Here is a 14,298-nt window from a genome sequence, read left to right as displayed (position 1 = left end):
CGATGGCGACAAGTACGACGGGCACGGCCGGTGCGACTGGCACGCCTGGTACGACTGGCACGGCGGCGGGGGCACCGCGACCGATGCGAGCCGACGCGCGCCGCAACTACGAACGACTGCTGACCGAAGCCCGTACCGCCTTCGCGGAGCACGGCACCGACGCCTCCCTCGAGGAGATCGCACGCCGCTCGGGCGTGGGTATCGGCACGCTGTACCGGCACTTCCCCAATCGCCACGCGATGATGAGCGCGGTCTTCCAGGAGGCGCTGGCGTCGCTGCTGCAGCGCTCACGCGAACTGGCTTCGGCCGAACAGCCGTGCGGAGCACTGGTGGAGTGGCTGCGCGCCATCATCACTCATGCGGGTGAGTACCGCGGTCTGGCTCGGGCGCTGTTGTCGGCCTCGCACGACGAGAGTTCGGCGCTGTCGGAGTGCAGCGTGCCGATGCGCGACGCGGGGGAACGGCTGCTGGTGCGGGCGCAGCAGAGCGGTGCGGTGCGGGCGGACGTATCGATCGGCGACCTGATGCAGCTGACGAACGCGATCGCCCTGGCGGCGGAACAGGATCCGGGCGACCCGGAGTTGGCGGACCGGCTGCTGATGCTGACGCTGCGGGGCCTGAAGCCGGACACGACCTGAGCTGGGGCCGCAGTGGGGGGCCGCCGCGCGGGGGGGGGCCTCTCCCCTACCCGCCCTTCCCGAATACCCGCCCTTCCCGAGCCCGGGCAAGCCCCGGCCCCAGGTCGCCGACTGCGCGGCGCGATGGCCCCCGCATCCTGCGGAGCCGAGTGATCGGGCTGGACAAGTACCACGGGGCGCGGGAGAACCCGCACCGGACCCCCGCCCGCACCCCGCAAAGCCCCCTCAGCGGCGGCGGAGGTCCGCCACCCTTGCTGCCCGTTCGCCCGGCGGCTCCGCCGCCAGCGCCGCGCTGCGCAGCTGCGGCCCCGGCCCGCCACGCGTACGCCGCTGGCCCGGAAGCGGGACGTCCCGGCGAGGCTGCCGCCCCGTCGGGACGCCGTCACCGCCGGAGCCGGCTCCCGCGCCGGCCACCGCGATCTGGACCCCTTGGTCCGCCAGCGCCTGCAGCTCGGTCGCCGCACGGTCGTCATGCGTCGGCGGCTCGTCGGTGACCAGCCGCGTGATCACATCCGTCGGCACCGTCTGGAACATCGTGTCGGTGCCGAGTTTGGTGTGGTCCGCGAGGACCACCACCTCCGCCGCGGCCTGCACCAGCGCCCGGTCGACGCTCGCCGACAGCATGTTGGACGTGGAGAGCCCCCGCTCGGCGGTGAGACCGCTGCCGGAGAGGAAGGCCCGGGAGACCCGCAGCCCCTGCAGGGACTGCTCCGCCCCGCTGCCCACCAGCGCATAGTTCGAGCCGCGCAGCGTCCCGCCGGTCATGACGACTTCGACCCGGTTGGCATGCGCCAGCGCCTGGGCGACCAGCAGGGAGTTCGTGACGACGGTCAGTCCGGGGACGCGCGCGAGCCGGCGGGCCAGCTCCTGCGTCGTCGTCCCCGCGCCGACCACAACCGCCTCGCCCTCTTCGACGAGGCCCGCGGCAAGATCGGCGATGGCCGTCTTCTCCGCGGTAGCGGACAGGGATTTCTGCGGAAAGCCGGACTCCCGCGTGAGGCCACCCGGCAGTACCGCACCGCCGTGCCGGCGGTCGAGGAGTCCTTCTGCCTCCAGTGCCCGCACGTCCCGCCGTACGGTCACTTCGGAGGTCTGGACAACACGGGCGAGCTCACGGAGCGACACGGCCCCGTTGGCGCGCACCATTTCGAGGATCAATTGGCGACGTTCTGCAGCGAACACGAAACTGACAGTAACCTGACCGGCCGATAGTTTTCAGCACTATGCGCCGAATAACAGAAGTTGCGCACACATGTGGCCGCCAAGTGGTATTGGCGGCCGCCAAGTTGATCGGTCGGTGCGTGGAGGGCCGGGGTTCTTGGGATTTACGCCCGGATCGCGCCTCTTTACGCCCGCATCACGCCTCGCCGGTCACCTTGCGGGTGTGCAACTGCCGTGCCACCTCGGCGATCGACCCCGACAGAGAGGGGTACACAGTGAAGGCGTTTGCGATCTGTTCCACCGTCAGGTTGTTGTCGACCGCGATCGAGATGGGATGGATCAGCTCGCTCGCGCGCGGTGAGACGACCACACCGCCGACCACGATTCCGGTACCCGGACGGCAGAAGATCTTGACGAAGCCGTCCCGGATGCCCTGCATCTTCGCGCGCGGGTTGCGCAGCAGCGGCAGCTTGACGACCCGGGCGTCGATCTTGCCGGCGTCCACGTCGGCCTGGCTGTAGCCGACCGTCGCGATCTCCGGGTCGGTGAAGACGTTCGACGAGACGGTCTTCAGGTTCAGCGGCGTCACCGCGTCGCCCAGGAAGTGGTACATCGCGATCCGGCCCTGCATGGCCGCGACCGAGGCGAGCGCGAAGACGCCGGTGACGTCACCGGCCGCGTACACGCCGGGAGCGCTGGTACGGGAGACCTTGTCGGTCCAGATGTGGCCCGAGTCCCTGAGCCGTACGCCGGCCTCCTCCAGGCCCATGCCGACGGAGTTGGGGATCGCGCCGACCGCCATCAGACAGTGCGTACCGGAGATGACGCGGCCGTCGGAGAGGGTGACCTCGACGCGGTCGCCGACGCGCTTGGCGGCCTCGGCGCGGGAGCGGGCCATGACGTTCATGCCGCGGCGGCGGAAGACGTCCTCGAGGACGGCGGCGGCGTCCGGGTCCTCGCCCGGCAGCACGCGGTCGCGGGAGGAGACGAGGGTGACCCGGGAGCCGAGCGCCTGGTACGCGCCGGCAAACTCGGCGCCGGTGACGCCGGAGCCGACCACGATGAGCTCCTCGGGGAGCTCGTCGAGGTCGTACACCTGCGTCCAGTTGAGAATGCGCTCCCCGTCGGGGAGGGCGTCCGGGATCTCGCGCGGGTGGCCGCCGGTCGCGATCAGTACGGCGTCGGCGGTCAGCGTCTCCTCGCTGCCGTCCGCGGCGCGCACGATCACCTGGCGGGAGCCGTCCACGGCCTGGCGCCCGGAGAGCCGGCCGCGGCCGCGCAGCACGCGCGCGCCGGCCCGGGTGACGGAGGCGGTGATGTCGTGGGACTGGGCGAGGGCGAGCCGCTTCACCCGTCGGTTGACCTTGCCGAGGTCGACGCCGACGACCCGGGCGGCCTGCTCGATGTGCGGTGTGTCGTCGGCCACGATGATGCCCAGCTCCTCGTAGGAGGAGTCGAAGGTCGTCATCACCTCGGCCGTCGCGATCAGAGTCTTCGACGGTACGCAGTCGGTCAGCACCGACGCTCCGCCCAGACCGTCGCAGTCGACGACGGTCACCTCCGCGCCGAGCTGAGCGCCCACCAGGGCAGCCTCATAACCGCCGGGTCCGCCACCGATGATCACGATCCGGGTCACGAAAAAGTCCGCCTCGCATTGTCAATCCCGGCCCGCCTGCCCGCCCGACCGGGGGTCCGGGGGTCCGGGGGGTGCCCCGGGGGAATGCAGTACGTACCCCATTGTCCCGCACGGTTCAAGTGGCCTCGCCCCCGGGTCTCCGTACGGCCGCAACCGTGTGCGGTTCCGCCGCATGAGCAGCCTCTCCGCCCCCTCCCGTACCCTCGATCCCATGTCGCTCTACGCCGCGTACGCCGGCAACCTCGACGCGCGGCTGATGTCCCGCCGCGCACCGCACTCCCCGCTGCGCGGAACCGGCTGGCTCAACGGCCACCGGCTGACCTTCGGCGGCGAGCAGATGGGCTGGGAGGGCGCGCTGGCCACGATCGTGGAGGCGCCGCGCTCGCAGGTCTTCGTCGCGCTGTACGACATCGCACCCATGGACGAGGACTCCATGGACCGCTGGGAGGGTGTCGGGCTCGACATCTACCGGCGGATGCGGGTCCGCGTCGACACGCTGGACGGCGAGGAGCCGGCCTGGGTGTATGTGCTGAACGGGTACGAGGGCGGGCTGCCGTCGGCGCGGTATCTGGGGGAGCTGGCGGACGCGGCGGATTCGGCGGGGGCGCCGCACGACTATGTGATGGAGCTGCGCAAGCGCCCCTGCTAGCGCGTGGGCAATGGTTCGCACGTTCATTTGTCGGAAACGACAAGACAACGATCCGAAGACCGTGAGCTGCATCATCTACGCGCGTAGGGAATGACCGGCTACCCTCGTCGGCGTGAACGCATCTGTGAATCCGGACCTCAACGGCGCTACCGCCGACCCCCATGCCGCAGCCGACGCAGCCGCCGCGCGGCTGCGCGAGCTGACCGGCGCCGAGACGCACGACGTAGCCCTGGTGATGGGCTCCGGCTGGGCGCCGGCCGTTGACGCCCTCGGCGCGCCCGAGGCCGAATTCCCGGTCACCGAACTGCCCGGCTTCCCGCCGCCGGCGGTCGAGGGCCACGGCGGCAAGATCCGTTCGTACAGGATCGGCGAGAAGCGGGCGCTGGTCTTCCTCGGCCGGACCCACTACTACGAGGGCCGCGGGGTCGCGGCGGTGGCGCACGGAGTGCGTACGGCGGTGGCAGCGGGCTGCAAGACGGTCATCCTGACGAACGGCTGCGGCGGCCTGCGCGAGGGCATGCGCCCCGGCCAGCCGGTGCTGATCAGTGACCACATCAACCTGACGGCGACGTCGCCGATCATCGGCGCGAACTTCGTGGACCTGACGGACCTGTACTCGCCGCGGCTGCGGGCGCTGTGCAAGGAGGTCGACGCCTCCCTGGAGGAGGGCGTCTACGTCCAGTTCCCCGGCCCGCACTACGAGACGCCGGCGGAGATCAACATGGTCCGCGTGCTCGGCGGTGACCTGGTCGGCATGTCGACGGTCCTCGAGGCGATCGCGGCGCGCGAGGCGGGCGCGGAGGTGCTCGGCATCTCGCTGGTCACGAACCTGGCGGCGGGCTTGACGGGCGAGCCGCTGAACCACGAGGAAGTACTCCAGGCGGGCCGGGACTCGGCGGCGCGGATGGGCGAGCTGCTGACCCGGGTGCTCGACCGCATCTGAGCGGAGAGGCGCCTGCCCGCCTGATGTGCGGGTGGGCGGGACACTCCCACGCCCCCGGACGACGCGGACGCCCCGGCGGCTTCGCGCGGCGTGTCGGCGGGGGCTGCTTCACGCGACAAGGCGCGGATCGTGGCCGGCGGGCCGGACAACGACCACGGCATCGGCAGGGCGGCTACGGGCCGCAGGGCAGGGTTCTCCGGAACCCACGTCCCCCGAACCGGCCGGCCCGCCCAGGCGCGCGCGGATGCTCCCGTGCTCCCGCATGGGGGAACCGTGCCGCTTCGGTGCCGTGGATCGCGGGTACAGGACAGCCCCACGCCGCTGCGGCGCCGCAGGGGGCGGGGGCGGCCCCCCGAAACAATGGGGCGACGGATTACACACGAGAGGCGGACCAACCGTGCAGCAGGACCTCATCGCGCGGGCCAGCGCGTGGCTGGCGGAGGACCCGGACAGTGAGACCCGGGACGAGCTCAGGAAGCTCATCGAGGCCCAGGACCTCGACGAGCTCGCCGTGCGGTTCAGCGGGACGCTGCAGTTCGGGACGGCCGGGCTGCGCGGGGAGCTCGGGGCCGGGCCCATGCGGATGAACCGGGCCGTCGTCATCCGGGCCGCCGCCGGGCTCGCCGCGTATCTCAGAGCGAAGGGGCAGGGTGACGGGCTCGTCGTCATCGGATACGACGCCCGTTACAAGTCCGCCGACTTCGCGCGCGACACCGCCGCCGTCATGGTCGGCGCCGGTCTCCGCGCCGCCGTGCTGCCGCGCCCGCTGCCGACGCCCGTACTCGCCTTCGCCATAAGGCAGCTGGGCGCCGTCGCCGGCGTCGAGGTCACCGCCAGCCACAACCCGCCGCGCGACAACGGCTACAAGGTCTACCTCGGCGACGGCTCCCAGATCGTGCCGCCCGCCGACGCGGAGATCGCCTCGGAGATCGCGGCCGTGGCGAGTCTCGACGACGTGCCGCGTGCCGAGAGCGGCTGGGACACCCTCGGCGACGAGGTCCTGGACGCCTATCTGGCGCGTACGGACGCCATCTTCACCGCCGGCTCCCCCCGCACCGCCCGCGTCGTCTACACGGCCATGCACGGCGTCGGCAAGGACGTACTGACCGCCGCCTTCGACCGCGCGGGCTTCCCCGCGCCCACCCTCGTACAGGAGCAGGCCGAGCCCGACCCGGCCTTCCCGACCGTCGCGTTCCCCAATCCGGAGGAGCCGGGGGCGATGGATCTCGCCTTCGAGACCGCGCGCCGGGACCGGCCGGACATCGTCATCGCCAACGACCCCGACGCGGACCGGTGCGCCGTCGCCGTTCCCGACGACGCCGCGCCCGGCGGCTGGCGCATGCTCCGCGGCGACGAGGTCGGCGCGCTGCTCGGCGCGCACCTCGTCCACAAGGGAGTGTCTCCGCGGGACAAGGACAGCGCCTTCGCCGAGTCGATCGTGTCCTCGTCCCTGCTGGGACGGATCGCGGAGGCCGCGGGGCTGCCGTACGAGGAGACGCTGACCGGCTTCAAGTGGATCGCCCGCGTGGACGGTCTGCGGTACGGCTACGAGGAGGCGCTCGGCTACTGCGTCGACCCCGAAGGCGTACGCGACAAGGACGGCATCACCGCCGCGCTGCTCGTCGCCGAGCTGGCCTCGGAGCTGAAGGAGCAGGACCGTACGCTCACCGACCTGCTCGACGACCTCGCCGTCGAGCACGGTCTGCACGCCACCGACCAGCTGTCGGTGCGGGTCGAGGACCTGAGCATCATCGCGAACGCGATGCGGACGCTGCGCGAGAAGCCGCCGGCCGTGGTCGCCGGGCTGCGGGTCGTCACCGCCGAGGACCTGAACCGCGGTACGGACAAGTTGCCGCCCACGGACGGGCTGCGCTACTACCTCGACGGCGAGTTCACGGCCCGCGTCATCGTCCGCCCGAGCGGCACCGAGCCCAAGCTCAAGTGCTACCTGGAGGTCGTGGTGCCGGTCGCGGACGCGTCGGAGCTCGTCACCGCGCGGGAGCGGGCCGCGGAGGTCCTCGCCGGGATCAAGCGGGATCTCGCAGCGGCCGCGGGGATCTGACCGTCGGCCGGCTGCCCGCACGACCGCCCGTACGACCGTCGGCACGCCCGCCCTCGACCGTCCGCACGGGTGAATCTCGTACGGAGTCGAGGCAGTGGCACCCGCTCCCTGGGACCCTCCGGGAAATGGTGACCCGGTAGCGCATACCGAGTTCCAGGAGCTGCCGCTGTGTCCCCCGCCGCGACCGTTCGGCCCACCGTCCCCGCCTCCCGCCGGCCACCGGCCCCGGGAGGCGGTGACGCGACTGGCTTACGGAACCGGCTGCGGCGCGCACTGCGGCGGGCCGCGCCCGCGCTGCTCGGCTATCTCGCGGTGCGGCTGTGCGGTCTTCTGGTCCTCGCCAGGTGGGTGCATCTCAAGCACCACGGTGTCTGGCCGACGCTCGCCACGTCCTGGGACTCCGGCTGGTACCTGGGCATCGCCGACCATGGGTACGCCGACGCCCTCGGCACCCAGTTCAACGCCAACAACCTGGCCTTCTTCCCGCTCTATCCGGTCCTGATCAAGGCCGTCGCCGGTGTCACACCCGGCTCGCGCGCCACCGTCGCACTCGTCCTCGCCGTCGTGTTCTCGTTCGTCGCAGGGTGGGGCATCTTCGCGGTGGGCGACCGGCTGTACGGGCGCCGGACGGGCACCGTGCTCACCGTGCTGTGGGGCGTGCTGCCCGTAGCGATCGTCCAGTGGATGGGCTACACGGAGTCGATGTTCACGGCGCTCGCGGCGTGGGCGCTGTACGCGGTGCTCACCGGGCGCTGGCTGTGGGCGGCTTCGCTCGCCTCGCTCGCCGGGCTGACCCGGCCTACGGGCATCGCGGTCGCGGCGGCCGTGTCGGTGGCGGCGCTGCTGCCGTCCTGCCGCGGGAACCGGCGGGCGCTCGTGGGGGCGTTGGCCGCGCCGCTGGGGTGGCTGGCGTATGTCGCGTGGGTGGGGTTCCGCGTGGGGCGGCCCGACGGCTACTTCGCCGTACAGAAGCTGTGGCGCAACGAGTGGGACGGCGGCGCGACGACGCTGCTGCGGCTGCGGCAGTACCTGGTGTACATGACGCGTCCTCAGCTCTTTCTGGTGATCGTGTCGTTGATGCTGATCGTGTCGGTCGGGCTGTATCTGCTCTGTCTGGCCGACCGGCAGCCGACGGCGCTGCTCGTCTTCACGGGCGTGCTGCTGCTGGTCGTCCTGGGCAGCGGTGGGGTCTACTTCCCGCGCACCCGCTTTCTGCTGCCGGGCTTCCCGCTGCTGCTGCCGATCGCGCTGGCACTGGCCAGGGCACGGCGGACAGCGGTGGTGGCGGTGGTGCTGGGCACGTCGACGCTGTCGTCGGCGTGGCTGGGGGCGTACATGCTGCTGGTGTGGAAGGGCCCGCCCTGATCGTCGGGGTCACCCGTGCGTCAGATGCCTCGGAGGCGCTGCGCGGCCTCGGGTGACCTTGGGGCCCAGGGCACGAGGCCTCGAGGCCTCGAGGCCTCAGGGGCTCCGGGGCTCCGGGGCTCCGGGGCTTCAGGGCTTCAGGGCTTCAGGGGCTCAGCCGATGGCCAGCAGCACCGCGAGCAGCACGGCCCCGGCCACGGCCGGCGCCACCGCCTCGTACGCCCAGCGGACCTGCGGCTCGCCCTGCGCACCCGGCCGCGACGCATTGCGCTCGGCCAGCTCGCGCAGATCCGCGACCGTCCGGTCGGCGGGAGCCAACCGCGCCTGGGAGTCGTTGACGTCGGCCGACACGGAGGTCCGGCCGTGCGGATCGTCGTGGGCGTTCTGCATCTGCCGGCGCGAGACCCGCTTGCGCTGGCGCAGCGAGACGGGGATGGCCCAGAGCTGGTACTTCGTACCCTCCTGCGTGAAGATCTCGCTGGAGTACCCGGCGCGCACATCGGCGACGGCCGCCCACGGCAGGGTGATCGTCCGGAACGGATTCCTGATGCGCACCCGGTCCTCGTTGACGAAGACCGCGGGCCGCAGCGTAAACGCGACGATGAGCGGCACCGCCAGCAGCGCACCGGCGAGCGCGAGCCACGGCGTCCGGCCCTCGCCGCGGATGAGCGCGTCCACGGTGATCCAGGCGATGAGCGCGAGCAGCAACACCCCGCCCCCCATACCGGCGGGCGACCGGAAGACCCGGTCGGCGTACGTGGGCTCGGCGGGCTGCTGCGGGCTGCTCATGTCTCCGATTCTGCCGTACGCCTGCGGCGGCACTTCCGGTACGGGTCGTGCCACACTTCCCGTACGGGTCGTGCCCGCCGCGAAGCCACCGTCGAGCGGCCGCTGACCTGGCCCCCTGTACAGGTCGCTACGCGCGTAGATATGCTCATCTGGTGACCATGCCCACCACCCCACCCGCATTCGCTGACGTGACCGCGTCCGACAGCACACTGCGCCGCTTCCTCCATGGCCTGCCCGGCGTCGACGCCGTCGGCCTGGAGGCCCGCGCCGCAGGGCTCGGCACGCGTTCGATCAAGGCCACGGCCAAGGCGTTCGCCATTGACCTGGCCATCTCGATGATCGACCTGACGACGCTCGAGGGTGCGGACACCCCGGGCAAGGTCCGGTCGCTCGCCGCCAAGGCCGTCCATCCCGACCCCACCGACCGTACGACCCCGACGACCGCCGCGGTCTGCGTCTATCCCGATATGGCAGCCATCGCCAAGGAGGCCCTGCGGGGCTCCGGCGTCAAGGTCGCCTCCGTCGCCACCGCCTTCCCGGCCGGCCGCGCCGCGCTCGACGTGAAGCTCGCGGACACCCGTGACGCCGTCGCCGCCGGAGCCGACGAGATCGACATGGTGATCGACCGGGGAGCCTTCCTCTCCGGCCGCTATCTGAAGGTCTACGAGGAGATCCTCGCCGTGAAGGAGGCCGCGGGCGCCGCCCGGCTGAAGGTCATCTTCGAGACCGGCGAGCTCTCCACGTACGACAACATCCGCCGCGCCTCCTGGCTCGGCATGATCGCCGGCGCGGACTTCATCAAGACCTCGACCGGCAAGGTGGCGGTGAACGCCACCCCGGCGAACACCCTGCTGATGCTGGAGGCCGTGCGCGACTTCCGGGAGCAGACTGGGGTACAGGTCGGCGTGAAGCCTGCGGGCGGCATCCGTACCAGCAAGGACGCGATCAAGTTCCTGGTGCTGGTCAACGAGACCGCCGGTGCGGACTGGCTGGACAACCACTGGTTCCGCTTCGGCGCCTCGAGCCTGCTCAACGACCTGCTGATGCAGCGTCAGAAGCTGGCCACCGGCCGCTACTCCGGCCCCGACTACGTGACGGTGGACTGAGACCCCATGACCATGGACAAGCAGATTTTTGAGTACGCCCCCGCGCCCGAGTCGCGGTCGATCGTCGACATCGCACCGTCGTACGGCCTCTTCATCGACGGCGAGTTCACCGACGCCGCGGACGGCAAGGTCTTCAAGACCGTCTCGCCGAGCACCGAGGAGGTGCTCGCCGAGGTCGCCCGGGCCGGCGCCGAGGACGTGGACCGCGCCGTGAAGGCGGCCCGCAAGGCGTTCGAGAAGTGGTCGGCGCTGCCCGGCTCGGAGCGGTCCAAGTACCTGTTCCGTATCGCGCGGATCATCCAGGAGCGCTCGCGCGAGCTGGCCGTCCTGGAGACGCTCGACAACGGCAAGCCGATCAAGGAGACCCGCGACGCGGACCTGCCGCTGGTCGCCGCGCACTTCTTCTACTACGCGGGCTGGGCGGACAAACTCGGCCACGCCGGCTACGGCGCGAACCCGCAGCCGCTCGGCGTCGCGGGCCAGGTCATCCCCTGGAACTTCCCGCTCCTCATGCTCGCGTGGAAGATCGCCCCGGCGCTCGCGGCGGGCAACACGGTCGTCCTGAAGCCCGCCGAGACGACCCCTCTCTCCGCCCTCTTCTTCGCGGACATCTGCCGCCAGGCGGGCCTGCCGAAGGGTGTCGTCAACATCCTTCCGGGTTACGGAGAGACGGGCGCCGCGCTCGTCGCGCACCCCGACGTCAACAAGGTCGCCTTCACCGGCTCGACCGCCGTCGGCAAGGCGATCGCCCGCCAGATCGCCGGCACCGACAAGAAGGTCACGCTGGAGCTGGGCGGCAAGGGCGCGAACATCGTCTTCGACGACGCCCCGATCGACCAGGCCGTCGAGGGCATCGTCGGCGGCATCTTCTTCAACCAGGGCCAGGTCTGCTGCGCGGGCTCGCGCCTGCTGGTCCAGGAGTCGATCCAGGACGAGCTGCTCGACTCCCTCAAGCGCCGACTGTCCACGCTGCGCCTCGGCGACCCGCTGGACAAGAACACCGACATCGGGGCGATCAACTCCGCGGAGCAGCTGGCCCGGATCACGGCGCTGACCGAGAAGGGCGAGGCGGAGGGCGCCGAGCGCTGGTCCGCGCCCTGCGAGCTGCCGAGCTCCGGCTACTGGTTCGCTCCGACGCTCTTCACCGGCGTCACACAGGCGCACACGATCGCGCGCGACGAGATCTTCGGCCCGGTGCTGTCCGTGCTGTCGTTCCGTACGCCGGACGAGGCGGTCGCCAAGGCCAACAACAGCCAGTACGGCCTGTCGGCCGGCATCTGGACGGAGAAGGGCTCCCGCATCCTGGCGGTGGCGAGCAAGCTCCGCGCGGGTGTGGTGTGGGCCAACACCTTCAACAAGTTCGACCCGACCTCGCCGTTCGGCGGTTACAAGGAGTCGGGCTTCGGCCGCGAGGGCGGCCGTCACGGTCTGGAGGCCTACCTCGATGTCTGACGGGCGACTGAGCGTCTTCAAGACCTACAAGCTGTACGTCGGGGGCAAGTTCCCCCGGAGCGAGAGCGGCCGGGTGTACGAGGTGACGGACTCCAAGGGCAAGTGGCTGGCCAACGCGCCTCTCTCGTCCCGCAAGGACGCGCGTGACGCGGTCGTCGCGGCCCGCAAGGCGTTCGGCGGCTGGTCGGGCGCGACCGCGTACAACCGGGGCCAGATCCTCTACCGCATCGCGGAGATGCTGGAGGGCCGGCGCGAGCAGTTCACCGCCGAGGTCGCGGCCGCCGAGGGCCTGTCCAAGTCCAAGGCCGCGGCCGTCGTCGACGCGGCGATCGACCGCTGGGTCTGGTACGCGGGCTGGACGGACAAGATCGGCCAGATCGTGGGCGGGGCGAACCCGGTCGCCGGCCCGTTCTTCAACCTCTCGACGCCGGAGCCGACGGGCGTCGTGACCATCCTCGCGCCGCAGGAGTCGTCCTTCCTGGGCCTGGTCTCGGTGGTCGCCCCGGTGATCGCGACGGGCAACACCGCGATCGTGGTGGCGAGCGAGAAGGCCCCGCTCCCCGCGCTCTCGCTCGGCGAGGTGCTGGCCACTTCGGACCTCCCGGGCGGCGTGGTCAACGTCCTCTCCGGGCGGACCGAGGAGATCGCGACCCCGCTCGCCGCGCACCAGGACGTCAACGCGATCGACCTGACCGGGGCCGGTGAAGTCCTCGCGAAGGAGCTGGAGATCGCGGCGGCGGACAACCTCAAGCGCGTTCTCCGTCCACAGCCTGTGGATTTCTCGGCCGATCCGGGCACGCACCGGCTGACGGCCTTCCTGGAGACGAAGACGGTCTGGCACCCGACGGGCTCGCTCGGCGCGTCCGGTTCGGCGTACTGACCCGACCCCTCCCATGGCCGAGCCCCCTGCCGTCCCGTCCGGCGGCAGGGGGCTCCTTCATGCCTGCTTTCATGCCTGGCTTTCATGCCTCGGCTGCATGCGTTGGCTGCACGCGCTCGCTGCATGCGCCGGCGGCCGGCCTCGACTCAGGACGGCAGCGCCCCTGCGGCGCGCTTCGCCACCGGCAGGTCCTTGAGCGCGGCACCGTCCGCCAGGGGCCCGGTGACCGCTTCCGTGGAGACCGGGTTGAAGTCGGCGACCTGGGTGGACACATTGTTGTCCAGCGGGTTGGCGCCGGTCTTGGCCAGCGGGTTGAGCCGAAGGCTCTTGACCTGCCCGATTCCGGTCACTGAATTCGTGACCATGCCGGCAAGCGACCGGCCCTGCCCCTTGTCGACCGTGTCGAGCCCCGCGGGCGCCATCGGCGCCGCTTGAGCGGCACCGCCCGCACCGAGGACCGCGGCCACCGCCGCGACGGTCATACCTGCGCGAAGCAGGGCGATCCGCCGGGACTGGGGAGCTGTGTGACGTGCCATGGGTTTCGATTCCTTGCTGAATGAGTAATCGGACGAGCACGTAGCGTAGTTGAGATGGGACGCTCAATACCAACCTCAGCCCCGAGGGGTCCCCTTCAAGGGGCAATGCCTCACACTGGTGTCCCGTGAGCTCTTCCCCCATCCCCACCCGTGTTGTGCTGCTTACGGGCCCCTCAGGTTCCGGAAAGTCCTCCCTCGCCGCCCGCACCGGCCTGCCGGTGCTGCGCCTGGACGACTTCTACAAAGAGGGCGACGACCCGACGTTGCCGCTGGTCGAGGGCAGTACGGACATCGACTGGGACTCACCGCTGTCGTGGGACGCGGACGCGGCGGTGGCGGCGATCGTGGAGCTGTGCGGTACGGGACGTACGACGGTCCCCGTGTACGACATCGCGACGAGCTCCCGCATCGACCGGGAGTCGCTCGACATCGACCGCACGCCGCTGTTCGTGGCGGAGGGCATTTTCGCGGCGGACATCGTCGGGCGGTGCCAGGACTTGGGCGTACTGGCGGACGCGCTGTGCCTGCGCGGCCGCCCGTCGACGACGTTCCGCCGCCGGCTGGCGCGGGATCTGCGCGAGGGCCGCAAGTCGGTGGGTTTCCTGCTGCGGCGGGGCTGGCGCCTGATGCGCGCGGAACGCGGCATCGTGGCGCGCCAGACGGAGTTGGGCGCGCACCCGTGCGGCAAGGCGGAGGCGCTGGGCCGCCTCGCGGCGGCCGCGGCGGGCCGCCGGACGCCTGCGGCGCGGACGTTGGCGTAGCGGCCGGGGGGCTCTTCCCCACCCACCCGCCCATGAAAAGTGGGGGTACGGAGTACCCCCACGCCCCCGGCGGCAGGCGGCAGCTTCGCGCCGCGGCCTGCCTGTGGGTGACGGCGACCTGGGGGCCTGGTGGCACCACACCATCGACGGAAGGCGACAACTCCGCGCCGCGGCACACCCCCGAGTGACGGCGACGGCGGCTCTGGCACCCCCGGCCCGGTCCCGCCGCGGCCCGCCTGCAGCCGAGGCACGGGACTCGGACGCACGTGCAGCAGACTGGCGAACGTCGACGGCGACGGGCCGGGGACACACACCCCGGC

At 71.5% G+C, this 14,298-nt stretch carries 13 protein-coding genes; 9 read left to right on the top strand and 4 right to left on the bottom strand.

All coding sequences use genetic code 11. The features are described from left to right. Positions 1–83 precede the first annotated feature (83 nt). The gene (locus OG735_RS26820) at positions 84–638 is read left to right on the top strand and encodes a TetR/AcrR family transcriptional regulator (protein ID WP_327325691.1); all 555 of its coding nucleotides are present in this window, start codon (positions 84–86) and stop codon (positions 636–638) included. A 225-nt stretch (positions 639–863) separates the two neighbouring features. Here the strand turns inward: OG735_RS26820 and OG735_RS26815 are convergent, their stop codons facing one another. Next, a complete protein-coding gene (locus OG735_RS26815) occupies positions 864–1,820 on the bottom strand; it encodes a DeoR/GlpR family DNA-binding transcription regulator (RefSeq protein ID WP_327325690.1) in 957 nt (318 codons plus the stop codon). Between the two features lie 175 nt (positions 1,821–1,995). Beyond that, positions 1,996–3,435 carry an NAD(P)H-quinone dehydrogenase gene (locus OG735_RS26810; RefSeq protein ID WP_327325689.1) on the bottom strand — a complete coding sequence of 480 codons (1,440 nt, stop codon included), beginning with the start codon at positions 3,433–3,435 and terminating at the stop codon, positions 1,996–1,998. A 211-nt stretch (positions 3,436–3,646) separates the two neighbouring features. Here OG735_RS26810 and OG735_RS26805 point away from each other — a divergent pair, with 211 nt between their 5' ends. The 4 genes from OG735_RS26805 to OG735_RS26790 all read left to right on the top strand — a co-directional run bounded on the left by OG735_RS26805 (position 3,647) and on the right by OG735_RS26790 (position 8,454). After that, a complete protein-coding gene (locus OG735_RS26805) occupies positions 3,647–4,084 on the top strand; it encodes a gamma-glutamylcyclotransferase (protein WP_327325688.1) in 438 nt (145 codons plus the stop codon). Positions 4,085–4,196: 112 nt separating this feature from the next. Next, a complete protein-coding gene (locus OG735_RS26800; RefSeq protein WP_442812494.1) occupies positions 4,197–5,027 on the top strand; it encodes a purine-nucleoside phosphorylase in 831 nt (276 codons plus the stop codon). A 397-nt stretch (positions 5,028–5,424) separates the two neighbouring features. Then, positions 5,425–7,089: a phospho-sugar mutase gene (locus OG735_RS26795; RefSeq protein WP_327325687.1), complete on the top strand. Its 1,665-nt coding sequence runs from the start codon at positions 5,425–5,427 to the stop codon at positions 7,087–7,089. 168 nt (positions 7,090–7,257) lie between these two features. After that, positions 7,258–8,454 (top strand): hypothetical protein, encoded by a 1,197-nt coding sequence (locus OG735_RS26790; RefSeq protein WP_327325686.1) that lies wholly within the window; start codon positions 7,258–7,260, stop codon positions 8,452–8,454. A 153-nt stretch (positions 8,455–8,607) separates the two neighbouring features. Here OG735_RS26790 and OG735_RS26785 read toward each other — a convergent pair whose 3' ends face one another. Then, on the bottom strand, positions 8,608–9,243 hold the full coding sequence (locus OG735_RS26785) for a PH domain-containing protein (RefSeq protein WP_327325685.1): 636 nt from the start codon (positions 9,241–9,243) through the stop codon (positions 8,608–8,610). Between the two features lie 158 nt (positions 9,244–9,401). On the opposite strand from OG735_RS26785, the gene deoC reads away from it, so the two are divergent. From deoC to OG735_RS26770, 3 genes are read left to right on the top strand one after another with little or no spacing between them, the layout of a single operon-like run. Next, positions 9,402–10,349 carry a deoxyribose-phosphate aldolase gene (gene deoC / locus OG735_RS26780; protein WP_327328468.1) on the top strand — a complete coding sequence of 316 codons (948 nt, stop codon included), beginning with the start codon at positions 9,402–9,404 and terminating at the stop codon, positions 10,347–10,349. A gap of 6 nt (positions 10,350–10,355) precedes the next feature. After that, entirely contained in the window at positions 10,356–11,801 is a 1,446-nt protein-coding gene (locus OG735_RS26775) for an aldehyde dehydrogenase family protein (RefSeq protein WP_327325684.1), read from the top strand. Continuing rightward, positions 11,794–12,681 carry an aldehyde dehydrogenase family protein gene (locus OG735_RS26770; protein ID WP_327325683.1) on the top strand — a complete coding sequence of 296 codons (888 nt, stop codon included), beginning with the start codon at positions 11,794–11,796 and terminating at the stop codon, positions 12,679–12,681. The genes OG735_RS26775 and OG735_RS26770 overlap by 8 nt, the downstream gene beginning before the upstream one ends. Before the next feature lie 146 nt (positions 12,682–12,827). Here the strand turns inward: OG735_RS26770 and OG735_RS26765 are convergent, their stop codons facing one another. Next, positions 12,828–13,217, bottom strand: coding sequence for a hypothetical protein (locus OG735_RS26765; RefSeq protein WP_327325682.1), 390 nt, complete (start codon positions 13,215–13,217; stop codon positions 12,828–12,830). Between the two features lie 125 nt (positions 13,218–13,342). Between OG735_RS26765 and OG735_RS26760 the strand changes: the two genes are divergently transcribed. Further along, positions 13,343–13,978, top strand: coding sequence for a uridine kinase family protein (locus tag OG735_RS26760; protein WP_327325681.1), 636 nt, complete (start codon positions 13,343–13,345; stop codon positions 13,976–13,978). Positions 13,979–14,298 lie beyond the last annotated feature (320 nt).

It is taken from the genome of Streptomyces sp. NBC_01210 (assembly GCF_036010325.1).
In the GTDB taxonomy this organism is placed as follows: Bacteria; Actinomycetota; Actinomycetes; order Streptomycetales; family Streptomycetaceae; genus Streptomyces.
The sequence above is the reverse complement of the archived record's forward strand: the minus strand, read 5'-3'. Positions and strand labels throughout refer to the sequence as shown.